This is a genomic window from Arthrobacter sp. 210 2 (assembly GCF_059093025.1).
Window position 1 is genome coordinate 17,013 of sequence record NZ_JBNHIE010000015.1, and the last position, 16,959, is coordinate 33,971.

17 protein-coding genes and 1 riboswitch are annotated in these 16,959 nt (G+C 65.9%); of the genes, 11 read left to right on the forward strand and 6 right to left on the reverse strand.

Annotated features, from left to right (window positions below; translation table 11 throughout):
- Nucleotides 1–4: 4 nt before the first annotated feature.
- Entirely contained in the window at nucleotides 5–1,741 is a 1,737-nt protein-coding gene (locus AC5RWA_RS20500; protein WP_494058869.1) for a flavin monoamine oxidase family protein, read from the forward strand.
- Here the strand turns inward: AC5RWA_RS20500 and AC5RWA_RS20505 are convergent.
- The 3 genes from AC5RWA_RS20505 to purU all read right to left on the reverse strand — a co-directional run bounded on the left by AC5RWA_RS20505 (nucleotide 1,738) and on the right by purU (nucleotide 3,900).
- Nucleotides 1,738–2,256 (reverse strand): gamma carbonic anhydrase family protein, encoded by a 519-nt coding sequence (locus AC5RWA_RS20505; RefSeq protein ID WP_494058870.1) that lies wholly within the window; start codon nucleotides 2,254–2,256, stop codon nucleotides 1,738–1,740. The two genes, AC5RWA_RS20500 and AC5RWA_RS20505, sit on opposite strands and share 4 nt — an antisense overlap.
- 85 nt (nucleotides 2,257–2,341) lie before the next feature.
- On the reverse strand, nucleotides 2,342–3,010 hold the full coding sequence (locus AC5RWA_RS20510) for a class I SAM-dependent methyltransferase (protein ID WP_494058871.1): 669 nt from the start codon (nucleotides 3,008–3,010) through the stop codon (nucleotides 2,342–2,344).
- Between the two features lie 29 nt (nucleotides 3,011–3,039).
- Nucleotides 3,040–3,900, reverse strand: coding sequence for a formyltetrahydrofolate deformylase (gene purU, locus AC5RWA_RS20515; RefSeq protein ID WP_494058872.1), 861 nt, complete (start codon nucleotides 3,898–3,900; stop codon nucleotides 3,040–3,042).
- A 43-nt stretch (nucleotides 3,901–3,943) separates the two neighbouring features.
- A riboswitch (ZMP/ZTP riboswitch) is annotated at nucleotides 3,944–4,029 on the forward strand.
- Between the two features lie 147 nt (nucleotides 4,030–4,176).
- On the opposite strand from purU, the gene glyA reads away from it, so the two are divergent.
- From glyA to AC5RWA_RS20565, 10 genes are all read left to right on the forward strand, one after another.
- Nucleotides 4,177–5,475: a serine hydroxymethyltransferase gene (gene glyA / locus AC5RWA_RS20520; protein ID WP_079595744.1), complete on the forward strand. Its 1,299-nt coding sequence runs from the start codon at nucleotides 4,177–4,179 to the stop codon at nucleotides 5,473–5,475.
- Between the two features lie 3 nt (nucleotides 5,476–5,478).
- A complete protein-coding gene (locus AC5RWA_RS20525) occupies nucleotides 5,479–6,384 on the forward strand; it encodes a bifunctional methylenetetrahydrofolate dehydrogenase/methenyltetrahydrofolate cyclohydrolase (protein WP_115524402.1) in 906 nt (301 codons plus the stop codon).
- 123 nt (nucleotides 6,385–6,507) lie between these two features.
- Entirely contained in the window at nucleotides 6,508–7,485 is a 978-nt protein-coding gene (locus AC5RWA_RS20530) for an ABC transporter ATP-binding protein (protein WP_079595742.1), read from the forward strand.
- On the forward strand, nucleotides 7,478–8,332 hold the full coding sequence (locus AC5RWA_RS20535; protein WP_494058873.1) for an ABC transporter permease: 855 nt from the start codon (nucleotides 7,478–7,480) through the stop codon (nucleotides 8,330–8,332). The genes AC5RWA_RS20530 and AC5RWA_RS20535 overlap by 8 nt, the downstream gene beginning before the upstream one ends.
- A complete protein-coding gene (locus AC5RWA_RS20540; RefSeq protein ID WP_079595740.1) occupies nucleotides 8,329–9,159 on the forward strand; it encodes an ABC transporter permease in 831 nt (276 codons plus the stop codon). Before AC5RWA_RS20535 ends, AC5RWA_RS20540 begins: the two co-directional genes overlap by 4 nt.
- 129 nt (nucleotides 9,160–9,288) lie before the next feature.
- Nucleotides 9,289–9,849 carry a hypothetical protein gene (locus AC5RWA_RS20545; protein WP_079595739.1) on the forward strand — a complete coding sequence of 187 codons (561 nt, stop codon included), beginning with the start codon at nucleotides 9,289–9,291 and terminating at the stop codon, nucleotides 9,847–9,849.
- Nucleotides 9,850–9,859: 10 nt separating this feature from the next.
- The gene (locus tag AC5RWA_RS20550) at nucleotides 9,860–10,693 is read left to right on the forward strand and encodes an exodeoxyribonuclease III (protein WP_079595894.1); all 834 of its coding nucleotides are present in this window, start codon (nucleotides 9,860–9,862) and stop codon (nucleotides 10,691–10,693) included.
- 24 nt (nucleotides 10,694–10,717) lie between these two features.
- The gene (gene trpS, locus AC5RWA_RS20555; RefSeq protein ID WP_079595738.1) at nucleotides 10,718–11,761 is read left to right on the forward strand and encodes a tryptophan--tRNA ligase; all 1,044 of its coding nucleotides are present in this window, start codon (nucleotides 10,718–10,720) and stop codon (nucleotides 11,759–11,761) included.
- A gap of 4 nt (nucleotides 11,762–11,765) precedes the next feature.
- Nucleotides 11,766–12,341, forward strand: coding sequence for a 2'-5' RNA ligase family protein (locus AC5RWA_RS20560; protein ID WP_476247818.1), 576 nt, complete (start codon nucleotides 11,766–11,768; stop codon nucleotides 12,339–12,341).
- A gap of 58 nt (nucleotides 12,342–12,399) precedes the next feature.
- Nucleotides 12,400–13,485, forward strand: a complete 1,086-nt coding sequence (locus AC5RWA_RS20565) for a YihY/virulence factor BrkB family protein (RefSeq protein WP_494058894.1) — start codon at nucleotides 12,400–12,402, stop codon at nucleotides 13,483–13,485.
- Here AC5RWA_RS20565 and AC5RWA_RS20570 read toward each other — a convergent pair.
- The 3 genes from AC5RWA_RS20570 to sdhA form a co-directional block, all read right to left on the reverse strand.
- Nucleotides 13,442–14,212 (reverse strand): alpha/beta hydrolase family protein, encoded by a 771-nt coding sequence (locus AC5RWA_RS20570; RefSeq protein ID WP_494058874.1) that lies wholly within the window; start codon nucleotides 14,210–14,212, stop codon nucleotides 13,442–13,444. The genes AC5RWA_RS20565 and AC5RWA_RS20570 overlap by 44 nt on opposite strands.
- A gap of 154 nt (nucleotides 14,213–14,366) precedes the next feature.
- Nucleotides 14,367–15,149, reverse strand: a complete 783-nt coding sequence (locus AC5RWA_RS20575; RefSeq protein ID WP_079595734.1) for a succinate dehydrogenase iron-sulfur subunit — start codon at nucleotides 15,147–15,149, stop codon at nucleotides 14,367–14,369.
- 1 nt (nucleotide 15,150) lies between these two features.
- Nucleotides 15,151–16,950: a succinate dehydrogenase flavoprotein subunit gene (gene sdhA, locus AC5RWA_RS20580; protein ID WP_079595733.1), complete on the reverse strand. Its 1,800-nt coding sequence runs from the start codon at nucleotides 16,948–16,950 to the stop codon at nucleotides 15,151–15,153.
- Between the last annotated feature and the right edge of the window lie 9 nt (nucleotides 16,951–16,959).

Here is a 16,959-nt window from a genome sequence, read left to right on the forward strand (position 1 = left end):
CTCCATGACCATCGCCACCGAACTTCCGGCCTCCGATCCGTCCAGTACCTCCACCCTGGCGCCGGGCGCGCCTGGCCGGCGTCCCGGAGAGCAGACGGCACCCATCACCATGCTCAACCCGGACTTTCCCTTCAGCTACGACCACTACCTGGCACACCCGGACGGGCTGGGCTCGCTGCCGGCCGAGCTGCTCGGAACCGAGGTTGCCGTTATTGGTGCGGGACTGTCCGGCCTGGTCACGGCGTATGAACTGATGAAGCTGGGACTGCGGCCGGTGGTGTACGAAGCCGACCGGATCGGCGGGCGCCTCCGCACGGCCGCGTTCCCCGCCGCGCCGGGTGTGGTGGCGGACCTGGGCGGCATGCGCTTCCCGGTCTCCGGCAGGGCCTTCTACCACTATGTGGACCTGCTGGGCCTGGACACCCAGGAATTCCCCAACCCGCTCGCCGACGCCACCTCCAGTACCGTGATCGAACTGGCCGGGCAGAAGCACTATGCGGAAAAGCCGAGCGATCTTCCGCCGTTCTTCCGGGAGGTTGCGGACGCCTGGAAGGCGGCCGTCAATGACGGTGCCAAGTTCGCGGAGATGCAGGATGCCATCCGTGCCCGGGACACGGCCCGGATCAAGGAACTCTGGAACGAACTGCTGCCGCTGATGGACGAGCAGACCTTCTACGGGTTCATCGCCGCCAGCGAGTCTTTTAAGAAGGCGGGGTTTGCGCACCGCGAAGCGTTCGGACAGGTTGGCTTCGGCACCGGCGGATGGGACACCGACTTCCCCAATTCCATCCTGGAGATCCTGCGCGTGGTCTACACGGACGCAGACGACCAGCACCGCCTCATCAGCGGGGGAGCGCAAAGGCTGCCCGAGGCACTCTGGCAGCATTCGCCGTCGGACATGCGGCACTGGCCGGAGGGAACGTCCCTGTCCTCACTGCACTCCGGTTCACCCCGCGGCGCCGTCGGAAAAATCAGCCGCGACCCGGACGGCAACCTGCGGGTCCGTGAACGCTGGGGCCGCGAAGCCAGCTACCCCGCCGTGGTGACCACGTGCCAGTCCTGGCTGCTGTCCACCCGGATCCACACCGAGGAGGCCCTGTTCCCGGCCGAGCTGTGGACCGCCATCGAGCGCTCGCACTACATGCAGTCCTCCAAGACCTTCGTGATGGTGGACCGGCCGTTCTGGAAGGACATCGATCCGGAGACCGGCAACGAGGTCCTGTCCATGACTTTGACGGACCGACTCAACCGGGCGACGTACCTGCTGGACAACGGGCCGGACCAGCCCGCCGTCATCCTGCTGTCCTACACATGGAACGACGACGCCCTGAAGTGGCTCGCGCTGGACGCCGATGAGCGCGTGGAACTGATGCTGCACTCGCTCGAGCAGATCTACCCCGGCGTGGACATCGCCAGCCATATCGTGGGCCAGCCCATCACGGTGTCCTGGGAAGCGGATCCCAACTTCATGGGCGCCTTCAAGGCCAACCTGCCGGGACACTACCGCTACCAGCAGCGCCTGTTCACGCACTTCAAGCAGGATGCCCTGCCCGAATCGCAGCGGGGCATCTTCCTGGCAGGCGACGACGTGTCCTTCACCGCCGGCTGGGCCGAAGGGGCAGTGACCACCGGGCTGAACGCGGTGTGGGGCGTCGTGAACCACCTGGGCGGCTCTTCCGCGCCGGGCAACCCGGGACCGGGCGACCTGCTGGACGCGATTGGACCCATCTCGTTGGACTAGGAGTGCAGCTCCCGGTGCGCTGCGGCCAGCTCAACGTACCGGGAAGCGTTGGCGCGTACGCCGTCGTACTCCTCGTCGGTCAGTCCGCGGCGCACTTTACCGGGTACGCCGGCCACCAGTGAGCGGGGCGGCACAACCGTGCCCTCAAGGACGACGGCGCCGGCCGCCACGAGCGAGCCGGCGCCGATCACTGCGCCGTTGAGGACGGTTGCGCCCATGCCGATCAGGCAGTCGTCCTCCACCGTGCAGCCATGCACGACGGCGGCGTGCCCGACACTGACCCGTTCGCCCACCGTGCAGGGGAAGCCGGGATCGGCGTGCAGCACCACGTTGTCCTGCAGGTTGCTGCCAGCCCCGACGGTGATGGCCGCGGTGTCGGCCCGGACGGAGACGCCGTAGAAGGCGCTCGATTCGGGGCCCAGGGTGGCGTTGCCGATGATCGAGGCCGTGGGGGCGACGAAAGCTGAATCGTGGACAGCGGGCGAGTTGCCGGCGAAGGAGTACAGGGGAGCCATGGGCCCAGCCTAGGGCATCCCGCGCAGACCCAACTAGGTAGCGCTAACTGTCGTTTTGAGGGTTCAAAACGACACTTAGCGCTACCTACTTGGGTTCAGGGGTGCGGAAGACCAGGAACTGGTAATGCTGCTTCCAGGCGCCCCGGCCCGGGCCTGACTCGTCACCGGTGCCCTCCGGCCAGGTCTGGAAGTGGTCCACCTCGCCGTGTTCGCCGAAGATCCGCCGGACGGCGTCGTCGCTTCGCCGGCTGAAAAACCGGCGCGGCTCCTCGTCGTCCTCCGGGTTCAGGACTTCCTCATCGTTCCCGGACCACAGTCCGACGGCGATCGGCGCGCCCGGTGCGCTGACCCGCACCAACTCGCTGACGACGTCGTGGATCCGGCCGTTGGGAACGTGCAGGAGCGTGCTCATGGTCCACACCGCGGAAAACGAGTTGTCCGGGAAGGGCAGACTCCGGCCGGTGGCCACGCTTACGTTGAGGCCCCTGCCGCGTGCCAGGCGGACGCTCTCGCCGGACAGGTCAACCCCGGTGTAATGCAGGCCGGCACGCACGAACTCCAGGCCTTCAACGCCGGTGCCGCACCCGAGCTCGAACAGCGAGTGCCGGTGTTCATCCTTCAGCAGTCGGATGAAGCGGTCGCGGCACTGGACACGGTGCGGGGTCATGGCCCGGGTGCTGCCCACAGCTGCCTCCCGGTCATAGAACACGGCGAGGTCGGCCTCGTGGTCGGCGTGCTCCGGAATGCCCTGCACGATGTCCGCCCCCGCTCCCGGAAACTGCGTTAGTTGAAGACCACTGTCCGGTTGCCGTCCAGCAGCACCCGGTGCTCCGCGTGCCACTGCACGGCCTGTACCAGGGTGCGGCCCTCCACATCGCGGCCCATTTGGACGAACTGTTCGGGAGTCCGGGCGTGGTCAACGCGGATGACTTCCTGCTCGATGATGGGGCCCTCGTCCAGCGCCGCCGTCACGTAGTGGGCCGTGGCGCCAATCAGCTTCACGCCGCGGGCGTGCGCCTGGTGGTACGGCTTGGCGCCCTTGAAGGAGGGCAGGAATGAGTGGTGGATGTTGATGGCCTTGCCGGTCAGCTCGGTGCAGAGCTCGTCGGACAGGATCTGCATGTACCGGGCCAGGACCGTCAGCTCAATGTCGTGTTCGGCAATGATGGCGCGCAGCTTGTCCTCAGCCTGGACCTTGGTGTCTTTGGTCACCGGGATGTAATGGAACGGGATGCCGTAGAACTCAGCCAGCCCGGCCAGGTCCTGGTGGTTGGACACAATGGCAGGGATCTCAACGGGCAACGTGCCGGAGCGCTGCTGGAACAGCAGGTCGTTGAGGCAGTGGGCGGAGGTGCTGGCCATCACCAGGGTCCGTACTTTCTGGCCTACGGCGTTGAGGCTCCACTGCATGCCGAAGGCCTCGGCCACGGGCTCCAGGGCCCCGCGAAGCTCGGAGGTGGAGGCAGGCGTGGTCACTTCCACCCGCATGAAGAAGTTGCCCGTGGCGGGGCTGCCGTACTGCTGCGAGTCCGTAATGTTGCAGCCTGCCACCAGCAGGGCACCGGCCACCGCGTGGACAATTCCGGGACGGTCCGGGCAGGACAGGGTTACTACGTACGCTTGGTTCAGCAGCTCTTCGTTCACGCGTACAAGCCTACCCGCGCACCGGGCGCCGGTTTTGATACGCTGGAAGCGTCGCAACTGGCGTTGGGTGGCTAACCACCAGGGAGCGGCAATCACGAAGACCACGGATCGTACGCCTGGGCCGAGGGTCATGTCTTGCCGGAAGTGGGGCTGCACTGCGTCAGTGCTGCAGCGCCATGCCCTGCGCTTTCACGCCCTGTCACCAACGCGGTACGAGAGTGCGCCAGCCGGTAGCCTGACCTAAGCAGTGCCCACATCCCTAGCCAGGAGTTTTCCGTGACTACTACAGCCACCTCAACCACAGCCGTCAGCAACCAGCCGCTGGCCGAGCTCGATCCCGAAATCGCCGCAGTCCTCAACCAGGAGCTCGGCCGCCAGCGCGGCACCCTGGAAATGATTGCCTCCGAAAACTTCGCGCCCCGCGCCGTGATGGAAGCCCAGGGCTCCGTCCTCACCAACAAGTACGCCGAGGGCTACCCGGGCCGCCGCTACTACGGCGGCTGCGAGTACGTGGACGTCGCAGAGCAGCTGGCCATCGACCGGGTCAAGGCACTCTTCGGCGCCGAGTACGCCAACGTCCAGCCGCACTCCGGCGCGCAGGCCAACGCCGCAGCCCTCTCCGCCATGATCACCCCCGGCGACAAGATCCTGGGCCTGTCCCTGGCCCACGGCGGCCACCTGACCCACGGCATGAAGCTGAACTTCTCCGGCAAGCTCTACAACGTGGCTGCCTACCAGGTGGAAGAAGACACTTTCCGCGTGGATATGGACAAGCTTCGCGAGCAGGCCATCGCCGAGAAGCCCCAGGTCATCATCGCCGGCTGGTCCGCCTACCCGCGCCACCTGGACTTCGCTGCCTTCCGCTCCATCGCCGATGAAGTGGGCGCCCTCCTGTGGACGGACATGGCACACTTCGCCGGCCTGGTGGCCGCAGGCCTGCACCCCAGCCCGGTCCCGCACTCCGACGTCGTCACCTCCACCGTGCACAAGACCCTCGCAGGTCCCCGTTCCGGTGTGATCCTGGCCAAGCAGGAGTGGGCCAAGAAGCTGAACTCCAACGTGTTCCCGGGCCAGCAGGGCGGCCCGCTCATGCACGTCATCGCCGCCAAGGCCGTGGCCTTCAAGATCGCCGGCACCCAGGAATTCAAGGAGCGCCAGGAGCGCGTCCTGGAAGGCGCAAAGATCATCGCCGACCGCCTGAACCAGGCCGACGTCGCGGAGGCCGGCGTCTCGGTGCTCACCGGCGGCACCGACGTGCACCTGGTCCTTGTTGACCTGCGCAACTCCCAGCTGGACGGCCAGCAGGCCGAGGACCTCCTGCACTCCGTGGGCATCACGGTCAACCGCAACGCCGTGCCGTTCGACCCCCGCCCGCCGATGGTCACCTCCGGCCTGCGCATCGGCACCCCGGCCCTGGCCACCCGCGGATTCGGCGCCGCCGAGTTCACCGAGGTCGCCGAGATCATTGCCACCGCCCTCAAGGCAGGCAGCAGCGCCGACGTCGAGTCCCTGCAGGCACGCGTGGACAAGCTGGCCGCCGACTTCCCGCTGTACCCGCAGCACGAGCAGTGGTAATTCGTGACTGAAACCACGCAGACCGCAAAGATCCTTGACGGCAGGGCAGCAGCTGCCGCCATCAAGTCCGAGCTGAAAGACCGTGTCGCAGCCCTGAAGGCCCGCGGCGTCACGCCCGGGATCGCCACCGTGCTCGTCGGTGCGGACCCCGCCTCCCAGCTGTACGTGTCCATGAAGCACAAGCAGTCCGTGGAGATCGGGATGAACTCGATCCAGCGCGAGCTGCCGGCCGATGCCACCCAGGCCCAGGTCGAGGACCTCATTGACGAACTCAATGCTGACCCCGCCTGCCACGGGTACATCGTGCAGCTGCCGCTGCCCAAGCACCTGGACACCGACGCCATCCTCGAGCGGATTGACCCCGCCAAGGATGCCGACGGCCTGCACCCGACCAACCTCGGCCGCCTGGTGCTCAACGTCAACGGGGAGATCACCTCGCCGCTGCCGTGCACGCCCCGCGGCGTCATCGAGCTCCTGGAGCGCAACGGCTACAGCCTTTCAGGCAAGCATGTTGTGGTGGTAGGCCGTGGGGTTACCATCGGCCGCTCCATCGGGCTGCTGCTCACGCGGCGGGCCGTGAACGCCACCGTGACCCTGACGCACACCGGCACGAAAAACCTCTCCGAGCTGCTCCGACAGGCGGACGTTATTGTGGGCGCGGCCGGTGCCAAGCACATCGTGAAGGCTACGGACGTGAAGCCCGGCGCGGCCCTGCTGGACGTCGGAGTCACCCGGGAAACCGACCCGGAGACGGGCAAGAGCAGGGTCCATGGCGACATCGAACCGGCCGCTGCCGAGGTAGCCGGCTGGGTTTCGCCGAACCCCGGGGGCGTCGGCCCCATGACCGTGGCGCTGCTGATGACCAACGTGGTCGAAGCGGCCGAACGCCAGGCCGGCATCACCGGCTAGTCTCTCTCACGCCCGACGGCGGCACGCACCTTGCGCACGCAAGGGGCGGGCCGCCGTCGGACTTTAAGCGCGGGACGGAAGGAGCCCTTCCACAAGCCCGGCACCTCCATTAGTCTGCGGAGGGTGCACAACGAAGCCATCCTGCCCGCCGGCACCCGGCCAGGCAGCCCGCCGCCGTCCGGCACCGTCATCACGGCAGGGAACCTGACCAAGACGTATGGCGGGGTGGCAGCCGTGGACGGCATCTCGTTCACGGTTCCGGCGGGGGAGTCCTTCGGCCTGCTGGGGCCCAACGGCGCGGGGAAGTCCACCACGATGAAGATGATCGGCGGTGTCACCCGGCGCACGTCCGGCAGCCTGAGCATCATGGGGCTCGACCCGGACCAGCACGGTCCTGAGGTGCGTGCCCACCTGGGCGTGGTGCCGCAGCAGGACAACCTGGACGAGGAGCTGCGCGTCCGGGACAACCTCCTGGTGTACGGGCGCTACTTCGGCCTGCCGATGAGCTACCTGAAGCCCAAGGCCGATGAGCTGCTGGAATTCGCGCAGCTGACGGACAAGGCAAAGTCCAAGGTCGACGCCCTCTCCGGCGGCATGAAGCGGCGGCTGACCATCGCCAGGTCGCTGATCAACGAACCGCGCATCCTGCTGCTGGACGAGCCCACCACGGGACTTGACCCGCAGGCACGGCATATCCTATGGGACCGGCTGTTCCGGCTCAAGGAACAGGGCGTCACGCTGATCCTCACCACGCACTACATGGACGAGGCCGAGCAGCTGTGCGACCGGCTGATCGTGGTGGACAAGGGCCGGATCATGGCTGAAGGTTCCCCGGCGCAGCTGATCCGCGAGCACTCCACCCGCGAGGTGGTGGAACTCCGGTTCGGTTCCGAACGCAACACCACCATCGCAACCGAACTGGGAGGCATAGGCGAGCGGCTGGAGGTCCTGCCGGACCGGGTGCTGATCTACGCGCACGACGGCGAGGGCGCACTTGAGCAGGTGGCGTCCCGCGGCCTGCGGCCACTGACATCGCTGGTCCGGAGGTCCTCGCTGGAGGACGTCTTCCTGCGGCTGACAGGCCGGAGCCTCGTTGACTGAGCAGCGGGCGCCGAGGCCGGCCGGGGCACTGCATGCCCACAGCCCGCAGGTGGCAGCCGCAAAGGCCCGGCGCTGGGGAGCGTTCTACCACGCGGAGCAGGTGCTCCGGGTGATGAAGAACTACAGCTGGTCCATCCTGATGTACAGCGTGGGCCAGCCCGTGGCATACCTCTTCGCCATGGGGATCGGCCTGGCTTCCCTGGTGGACAGCCAGGGGGCAGCGGCTTTCGGCGGCGTCAGTTACCTGGCCTTCATTGCGCCGGCGCTGCTGGTGTCCGCCGCCGTGATGACCGCCGCCAACGAATTCACGTTTCCGGTGATGGCCGGCTTCAAATGGCGACGGACCTACTATGGTCCGCATGCCACGCCGCTGACACCGGAGCAAATCGCGGCCGGGCACATCATGGCCGTGACGCTGCGGCTGCTGGTGCAGTCAGCCATCTACTTCGCAGCCGTGGCCGTTTTTGGTGCGTCCTCAGGAAGCTGGGCGTGGGCCGGCATCCTGGTGGCCACCCTGGCGGGGCTGTCGTTTGGCCTGCCGCTCATGGCCTACTCCGCCTCAATCACCGAGGACAAGGGGCAGTTCGCCCTGGTAATGCGGCTCGTCGTCATGCCGCTGTTCCTGTTCTCCGGGACCTTCTTCCCGCTGGACACGCTTCCGCCGGGCGTCCGGTGGATCGGCTGGATCTCGCCCATCTGGCACGGCACCGAACTGGGCAGGGTGGTCAGCTACGGATACCAGGAGCCGCTGCTCCTCACCCTCGTCCACGTCGCCGTCCTGGCCGGGCTCGCCGTCCTGGGCTGGAACCTGACCCGGCGCCGCTTCACCAAAAGGATGGGGCAATGAGCTGGACCATCCGGCAGGGCGCCACCGAGGATGCACGGAACAGGACCTTCGGACCGCTGTACTCGCGCAACGCCAGGGCAGTGATCTCGCGCGGCCTGAAGGCTACGTTGGGCGGCCACTGGCTGGTGATGCTGTCCGGCTTCTTCGAGCCTGTCCTGTTTCTGGTGTCCATGGGTGTGGGCATGGGGGCCATTGTGGGTGCCGTGGAAGGGCCCGGCGGCACGCCCATCAGCTACGCCGCCTACATCGCGCCGGCCCTCCTTGCCGTCTCGGCGATGAACGGGGCGGTGTACGACTCAACCTGGAACGTCTTTTTCAAAATGCATTTCGGCAAGCTGTACCAGGGCATGCTGTACACGTCCCTGGGACCGCTGGACATCGCGCTGGGCGAGATTTTCCTGGCACTCCTGCGCGGGATGCTATACGCCGCGGGCTTTACGGCCGTCATGGGGATGATGGGACTCATCACCACGCCGTGGGCGCTGTTGATGATCCCCGGCTCGGTGCTGATCGCCTTCGGCTTCGCGAGTATTGGAATGGCGATCACCAGCTTCATGAAGACGTTCCAGCAGATGGACTGGATCACCTTCATGATGCTTCCGATGTTCCTGTTCAGTGCCACGTTCTACCCGCTGAGCGTCTATCCGCAGTACATCCAGTGGCTCATCCAGGCCATGCCGCTGTGGCACGGGGTGGAACTGCTGCGCCAGATCAGCGTGGGAACCTTCACTGCGGCGACGCCCCTGCACATCGGCTACTACCTGGTGATGACCGCCGCAGGCATGCTGTTGACCACCATGCGTCTGCGGCAGCTGTTCCTGAAGTAGCGCCGACCCAACCAGGTAGCAGTAACTGCCGTTTTGAGGCCCCAAAATGGCACTTGGCGCTACCTGGTTGGGTGTTCGCCGCCGGTGGAAGCGGCGGGAGCATACACCGGGGTTTGAGACAATGGCTTCATGCAATCTCTGGGCAGCTCCAAGTCATCCTCCAAACCCGCCAGGGGCGGTTTCTCCATGTTCCGCATCAGCGGTCCGGGCCTGATGGTCCTGGTGACGGCGTTTGTTGTCGCCGTCATCTTCGCCGCCAACCAGAACGACGTGGTGGGCTGGGTTGTGGCCGTGATCGCCCTCTTCTGGCTGCTGCTTGCCTGCTTTGTGGTCTTCAGCATCCAGAAGGCGGCCAAAAAGGCCGGCGCCAAGCTGAGCGAAGCCCAGAACGCCTTCACCACGGCTGCCGGCCGCGGACCGTCGTCCTCCGCTGACCACGGCGGCACGCGGGTGGTTTCCGAGCGGAGCCAGGCGGACGAAGTCCGCGACCTCAAGCTGGACCACTCCTTCAAGATTGTCCAGGTGCAGATCCGCGTGGTGGAGGAGGAGCGCGCCAAGGGAGCTGCCGCGAACCAGGACACCATCAACCGTGCCCTTGAAACCATCGAGATTACCGCCACCAATGCGAGGGACATGATCAAGTCCTCAGGCGGCAGCGGGGAGCCGGTCACCGGAACCATCATCGACTAGAGTGGAGCGGGTGAGCTCGGCATTGAAGAAGGACCACCTTCGCATCGCAACCGTCAACGTTAATGGCCTTCGGGCTGCCTACAAGAACGGTATGGCGGCATGGCTGGAGCCACGCGAGGTGGATATCCTCTGCCTCCAGGAGGTCCGCGCCCCTGATGCCATTGTCCGGCAGCTGCTGGGCGACGGCTGGCACATCCTGCATGCGGAGGCCGAAGCCAAAGGCCGCGCCGGTGTGGCCATCGCATCGCGGGAAGAGCCACTGGCCACCCGCAACGGCATCGGTGATGACTACTTCGCCACGGCAGGCCGCTGGGTGGAAGCCGATTTCCGGTTCGCTGACGCTGCCGGGCATCCTGTCCAGCTGACCGTCGCAAGCGCCTACGTCCACTCCGGTGAGGTGGGCACGCCCAAGCAGGACGACAAATTCCGTTTCCTGGACGTCATGAGCACCCGGCTGCCTGAGCTGACCAAACACAGCGACCACGCACTGGTAGTGGGTGACCTCAACGTCGCCCACACTCCACTGGACATCCGGAACTGGAAGGGCAACGTCAAGAAGGCAGGGTTCCTGCCCGAAGAGCGCGCCTACTTTGACCGGTTCTTCGGTGAGGAGATCGGCTGGCAGGACGTCCACCGCAGCCTGGCGGGCGAGATGGACGGTCCCTATACGTGGTGGTCCCAGCGCGGCAAGGCCTTCGACAATGACACCGGCTGGCGCATTGACTACCAGCTGGCCACCCCGGCTTTGGCAGCTTCCGCCATCTCCGCCGTCGTGGACCGCGCAGCCTCGTGGGATACCCGCTTCTCCGACCATGCCCCGCTGGTAGTGGACTACCAGCTCTAAGCCCCCTCCGAAAGTTTCCTCCCCATGACTAGCCAGACATCCCCGGCCGCAAAGAAGCGCATCCTTTCCGGAGCCAAGCCCACCGCCGATTCGCTGCACCTGGGCAACTACATCGGTGCCGTCCGCAACTGGGTGGACATGCAGGCTGAGTACGACGCCGTGTTCTTCATCCCGGACCTGCACGCGATCACCGTGGACTTCGACCCCGCGGAACTGGCCAAGCGCACCCGCATCGTCGCGGCCCAGTACATCGCCGCCGGCATCGACCCGGACAAAAGCATCTTCTTTGTCCAGTCCCATGTACCCGAGCACGCGCAGCTTGCCTGGGCACTGAACTGCATCACCGGCTTCGGCGAGGCTTCGCGGATGACCCAGTTCAAGGACAAAACCCAGAAGTCCGGCGCGGACGCCGCTACGCTGGGACTGTTCGCCTACCCAACGCTCATGGCCGCCGACATCCTGCTGTACCAGACAGACCTGGTGCCTGTGGGGGAGGACCAGCGCCAGCACCTGGAGCTCACCCGCAACCTGGCCCAGCGCTTCAACACCAGGTTCGGTGCCACGTTCACCGTTCCGGAGGCGACCATCGTCAAGGAACGCGCCAAGATCTACGATCTCCAGAACCCGAGCGCCAAGATGTCCAAGACCGGCGAATCGCCCAACGGCGCCATCCAACTGCTGGAGGATCCCAAGATCGCCGCCAAGCGCATCAAGTCCGCAGTAACTGACGCCGGCACGGAGATCAGGTTCCACCCCGAAGAAAAGCCGGGCGTCTCAAACCTGCTCACCATCTACTCATCCCTGACCGGAAAGTCCGTCGCCGACCTCGAGGCCGAGTACCAGGGCAAGATGTACGGCCACCTTAAGGTGGACCTCGCCGAGGTGGTGGTGGACTTCGTCACCCCGCTTCGGAACCGGACCAACGAGCTGATGGAGGACCCCGCGGAACTGGACCGGCTGCTGGCCCACGGCGCCGAGCGCGCCCGTGAGATTGCGGCGGTTACCCTTGGCCAGGTGTATGAGCGCATGGGCTTCCTCCCGTCACTCAGCCTCGCAGGAGTCCGCTAGCGCCATGTCATCCAGCGTAGGCGTCATCCTGGGGTTCCCCCCTGACATAGCGGAGGAGCTCCAGCGCTGGCGGGCGTCCTTCGGCGACCCGCTGGCGGACGTGGTGCCGGCACACATCACGCTGGTGACCACCACCCCCACGCATGACTGGGAAGCCACCCGCGAGCACGTCCGCGAGGTGGCCCGCCGGCAGAGCCCGTTCATGGTCACCATTGCCGGCACCGGTACCTTCCGCCCCGTTTCCCCGGTGGTTTTCATCAACGTGGAGGACGGCTTTGAGCAGTGCGTCGACCTGCACGAAAAGCTCCAGCAGGGCCCGCTGGAGCGGGAACTGCCTTTTGCCTACCATCCCCACGTCACCATTGCCCACGACGTTGCCCCCGAAAGCCTCGATGAGGCCGAAACGGTCCTGAAGAACTACAAGGCCACCTTCCCCGTGGTTAGCATGGGACTTTACGAGCACGATGCCGACGGCATCTGGCAGCTACGGGAAGAGCTGGACTTTGGGACCGAAACTGACAACGCCGCCGGCACCCGATTCGCGGACGCCGCCGCGGACACAGCAGCCGAAGCAGGCTGAGCAGCAGCCACTTCCCACTGAACGCGCCCAGCTGCAGCTCGCCGTCATCCGGAAGCGGATGGAGTGGGGCAAGGCACGCAGGGCAGGCGGAAGGCCGTTTCCGGCGCTGATGGCGATGGTCCAATGGATCCTTGCCCGGCTCAACGCTTTCCGGCCCATGCGCGCCTTCCGGCACTACAGCCTTCAGCGCGGCCCGCTGATGAGCGCCGGCATCGGCTTCAACATGTTTTTCTCCATCACAGGCCTCCTCACCACGGGCTTTTCCATCGCAGGCCTTGTGCTGCGGGGGCAGCCGGCCCTCCTGGACACCATCATCAGCAGTGTGGCGTCGAGTGCGCCCGGGCTCCTGAAACTGAACGGCGGGGCCGGGCTCGTGGATCCGCAGGACCTGCTGAATCCTGACGGACTGGGCTGGACAGCGGTGATCGGCTCCCTGGTCACTGTGGTCACCTCGCTGCGATGGATTTCCGGAATCCGGGAAGGGCTTCGCGGCGTCCTGGGGCTGCCGCCACTGCTGGTCAATCCCATCCTCCTGAAACTGCGGGATGCCGGAACCCTGCTGCTCCTGGGCGTGGCGCTGGTCATCAGCGCCGGTGCTTCCCTGGTGTTCGGAACCGCAGCAGGGTGGGTTTCGGATTTCCTCCGCCTCGACGACGCGCTGGCGGGTCCCCTGGCCACGTCCGTCAAGATCACCGTTCCCCTGGTGCTGGGCTGGGCGACCGCCTTCATCATGTACAGGTTCGCCGCGAGCCTGAAGCTGTCACGCCGTGCGCTGCTGGAAGGCACCATCCTGGCGGCCCTTGGCACGGGCGTGCTCCAGATCTTCAGCACGGAACTGCTGGCCGGAGCCGGCAGGAATCCCATCCTGGCGCCATTCGCCATCATCATCGGCCTGCTGATCTGGTTCAACCTGGTCAGCCAGGTCTACCTGGTGTCCGCCGGCTGGGCGGCAGTGCGGGAGGCCGACCTGCGCAGCGCCCCCACGGGCCATGAGAAGGGCACGTGGGGTGCGCGCCAGGTCCAGCCGGGAAAGGTACCAGTCCAGCCGGGAAAGGTGCCGGTCCAGCCCGGAAAGGTCCCGGCCCAGCAGGACGGGGGCGCTACTGCCCGGCGTCGAGGTATTGGTCGGCCCAGGCAGCGATAATCCGGGCGGCCCGGGCCGCCTGGCCCTTGCCTGTCAGCAGGTGGTCGCTCCCTTCGAGGGACACAAAGTTCCGCGGGTGCCGTGCCGTCTGGAAGATGGTGCTGGCGTTCTCGATGCCCACAGTGTTGTCCGTGGGGGAGTGGAGCACCATCAGCGGCTTGTGCAGCTGCTTGATGCAGTCCGTGAGGTCGGCGTTTTCGAGGTCCTCCACGAAATGCCGCCGGATCTCCACGCGCTTCCCGCCAAGATCCACCTCGGCGCTGCCTTCGCTGAGGATCTTGTCCAGCGCAGCGTCAAAAACGTGCGCCACGTGCTTGGGCGAGAAAGGGGCGCCAACGGTGGCTACGGCGTCGAGCTCCGGGATCTCCCGCGCCGCCGCCAGGACGGCCGCACCGCCGAAGGAGTGCCCCACCAGAAGGGAAATCTGCTTTCCCTCGCTGCGCATGAACTCTGCCGCCTTTACCGTGTCCGCAACCTTGTGGCTGAAGGAGCCCGCTGACCATTCGCCGGCGGATCCGCCCAGCCCCAGGTTGTCGAAGCGCAGCATTCCCACGCCGCTGTCCGCCAGCGCCTTGCACATCCGGGACGTGGAAGGGGCGTCCTTCCCCAGGGTGAAGCCGTGCGAAAAGACGCCCCAGCCCTTCACCGGTCCATCCGGCACATCGATGATGCCGGAGAGCATTTCGCCGGTGGACCCGGCAAAGGAGACTTTTTCGGAGCGGGACACGGCGTCCCCTTTCGTTTGGTACGAATGGCTGTGGGCCCACGCCCGCCGGGTTCCCTGGCCGAGCTTGCGAGGTCAGGGGGCGGGTGGGGAGAAACAACGACGGCGCCGTACCCCCTGAAGTGGGGGACGGCGCCGTCGTCTGTTTGATCCTTGGTCAGATCTTGCGGGACAGGATGGCCTGCTTGACCTCGGCGATGGCCTGGGTCACCTGGATGCCGCGCGGGCACGCCTCGGAGCAGTTGAAGGTGGTGCGGCAGCGCCACACGCCTTCCTTGTCGTTGAGGATCTCGAGGCGCATGTCACCGGCATCATCACGGGAATCGAAGATGAAGCGGTGCGCGTTCACGATGGCTGCCGGGCCGAAGTACTGGCCGTCAGTCCAGAAAACGGGGCAGGACGACGTGCAGGCGGCACAGAGGATGCACTTGGTGGTGTCGTCGAAACGCTCACGGTCCTCGGCGGACTGCAGGCGTTCCCGCGTGGGCTCATGGCCCTTGTTGATGAGGAACGGCATGACCTCGCGGTAGGACTGGAAGAACGGTTCCATGTCCACGATGAGGTCCTTCTCCACCGGCAGGCCCTTGATGGGTTCAACCAGGATGGGCTTGGACGTGTCCAGGTCCTTCAGCAGGGTCTTGCAGGCGAGGCGGTTGCGGCCGTTGATGCGCATGGCGTCGGAGCCGCACACACCGTGGGCGCAGGAGCGGCGGAAGGACAGGCTGCCGTCCATCTCCCACTTGACCTTGTGCAGGGCATCCAGGACGCGGTCCGTGCCGTACATGGTGAGGTGGAAGTCATCCCACGTGGCCTCCTCGGAGACCTCCGGGTTGTACCGGCGGACGCGCATGTGCACATCGAACGTGGGGATTTCGCCGCCACCGCCGACGCCGGCAGGCAGTTCAATCTTTGAGGCTGGCTCAGCGATTTCAGCGGTCATCTTAGTACTTCCTCACCATCGGCTCGTAGCGGGTAAAGACGACCGGCTTGGTGGCCAGGCGGATGCCGGCAATAGCTTCTGCCGATCCGTCAGCCGGGGCGTGGTCGTCCTTGTACGCCATGGAGTGCTTCATAAATTTCTCGTCGTCACGTTCCGGGAAGTCCTCGCGGAAGTGTCCGCCGCGGGATTCCTCACGGTGCAGTGCGGCCACGGTCATCACCTTGGCCAGTTCCAGCAGGAAGCCAAGCTCAACGGCCTCGAGCAGGTCCAGGTTGAAGCGCTTGCCCTTGTCCTGGACGTTGATGCGTTTGTAGCGCTCCTCGAAGGACGCGATATCGCGCAGCACCTGGTTCAGCGTTTCCGCTGTACGGAACACCTGCATGTTGGCATCCATGGTGTCCTGCAGTTCCTTGCGGATCTGGGCCACCTTTTCGTCGCCGGTGCCGTTGCGGGCAATGTCCAGCAGTTCTGTGGTGTAAGCCAGCGGGTTCTCCGGCAGTTCCACGAAGTCGGCCGTCTTGGCGTATTCGGCCGCGGCGATGCCGGCGCGCTTGCCGAAGACGTTGATGTCCAGCAGGGAGTTGGTGCCCAACCGGTTGGAACCGTGCACGGAAACACAGGCCACTTCACCGGCAGCGTAAAGGCCCGGGACCACGGTGTCGTTGTCCTGCAGGACCTCGGTGGTGATGTTCGTGGGAATGCCGCCCATGGCGTAGTGGGCGGTGGGGAACACGGGAACCGGCTCGGTGTACGGTTCCACGCCCAGGTAGGTCCGGGCGAACTCGGTGATGTCCGGAAGCTTGGCATCGATGTGGGCCGGCTCCAGGTGGGTCAGGTCCAGGAGCACGTAGTCCTTGTTCGGGCCGCAGCCGCGGCCTTCGCGTACCTCGTTGGCCATGGAACGGGCCACGATGTCACGCGGCGCCAGGTCCTTGATGGTGGGGGCGTAACGCTCCATGAAGCGTTCACCCTCCGAGTTACGGAGGATGGCGCCTTCACCGCGGGCGGCCTCGGACAGGAGGATGCCCAGACCGGCGAGGCCGGTCGGGTGGAACTGGAAGAACTCCATGTCCTCCAGCGGGATGCCGCGGCGGAAGGCGATGCCCATGCCGTCGCCGGTGAGGGTGTGGGCGTTGGAGGTGGTCTTGAAGACCTTACCGGCGCCGCCGGAAGCGAAGACCACGGACTTGGCCTGGAAGACGTGCAGTTCACCGGAGGCGAGGTCGTAGGATACGACGCCGGCAACGCGCTTCTGCTTGTAGGGCGTGCCGTCCGCGCGGACTGCGTCCTCTTCGACCGTCAGCAGGTCCAGGACGTAGTACTCGTTGTAGAACTCGACGTTGTGCTTGACGCAGTTCTGGTACAGGGTCTGGAGGATCATGTGGCCGGTGCGGTCGGCGGCGTAGCATGCGCGGCGGACCGGTGCCTTGCCGTGGTCGCGGGTGTGGCCACCGAAGCGGCGCTGGTCAATCCGGCCCTCGGGCGTGCGGTTGAACGGCAGGCCCATCTTTTCCAGGTCAAGCACAGCGTCGATGGCTTCCTTGGCCATGACCTCCGCGGCGTCCTGGTCAACCAGGTAGTCGCCGCCCTTGACGGTGTCGAACGTGTGCCATTCCCAGTTGTCTTCCTCGACGTTGGCAAGGGCCGCACACATGCCACCCTGGGCCGCACCGGTGTGCGAGCGGGTGGGGTAGAGCTTGGTCAGTACTGCTGTGCGCGCGCGCTGACCGGATTCGATCGCGGCGCGCATGCCAGCGCCACCGGCACCGACGATGACGACGTCGTACTTATGGACCTGCATACCAGATGC

Bases quoted from the DNA above. Each gene is read 5' to 3' on its own strand.
- AC5RWA_RS20500 (WP_494058869.1), top strand. From the start codon at position 5: ATGACCATCGCCACCGAACTTCCGGCCTCCGATCCGTCCAGTACCTCC.
- AC5RWA_RS20505 (WP_494058870.1), bottom strand. From the start codon at position 2,256: ATGGCTCCCCTGTACTCCTTCGCCGGCAACTCGCCCGCTGTCCACGAT.
- AC5RWA_RS20540 (WP_079595740.1), top strand. From the start codon at position 8,329: ATGAGCTGGACCATCCGGCAGGGCGCCACCGAGGATGCACGGAACAGG.
- AC5RWA_RS20545 (WP_079595739.1), top strand. From the start codon at position 9,289: ATGCAATCTCTGGGCAGCTCCAAGTCATCCTCCAAACCCGCCAGGGGC.
- trpS (WP_079595738.1), top strand. From the start codon at position 10,718: ATGACTAGCCAGACATCCCCGGCCGCAAAGAAGCGCATCCTTTCCGGA.
- AC5RWA_RS20560 (WP_476247818.1), top strand. From the start codon at position 11,766: ATGTCATCCAGCGTAGGCGTCATCCTGGGGTTCCCCCCTGACATAGCG.
- AC5RWA_RS20565 (WP_494058894.1), top strand. From the start codon at position 12,400: ATGGAGTGGGGCAAGGCACGCAGGGCAGGCGGAAGGCCGTTTCCGGCG.
- AC5RWA_RS20575 (WP_079595734.1), bottom strand. From the start codon at position 15,149: ATGACCGCTGAAATCGCTGAGCCAGCCTCAAAGATTGAACTGCCTGCC.
- sdhA (WP_079595733.1), bottom strand. From the start codon at position 16,950: ATGCAGGTCCATAAGTACGACGTCGTCATCGTCGGTGCCGGTGGCGCT.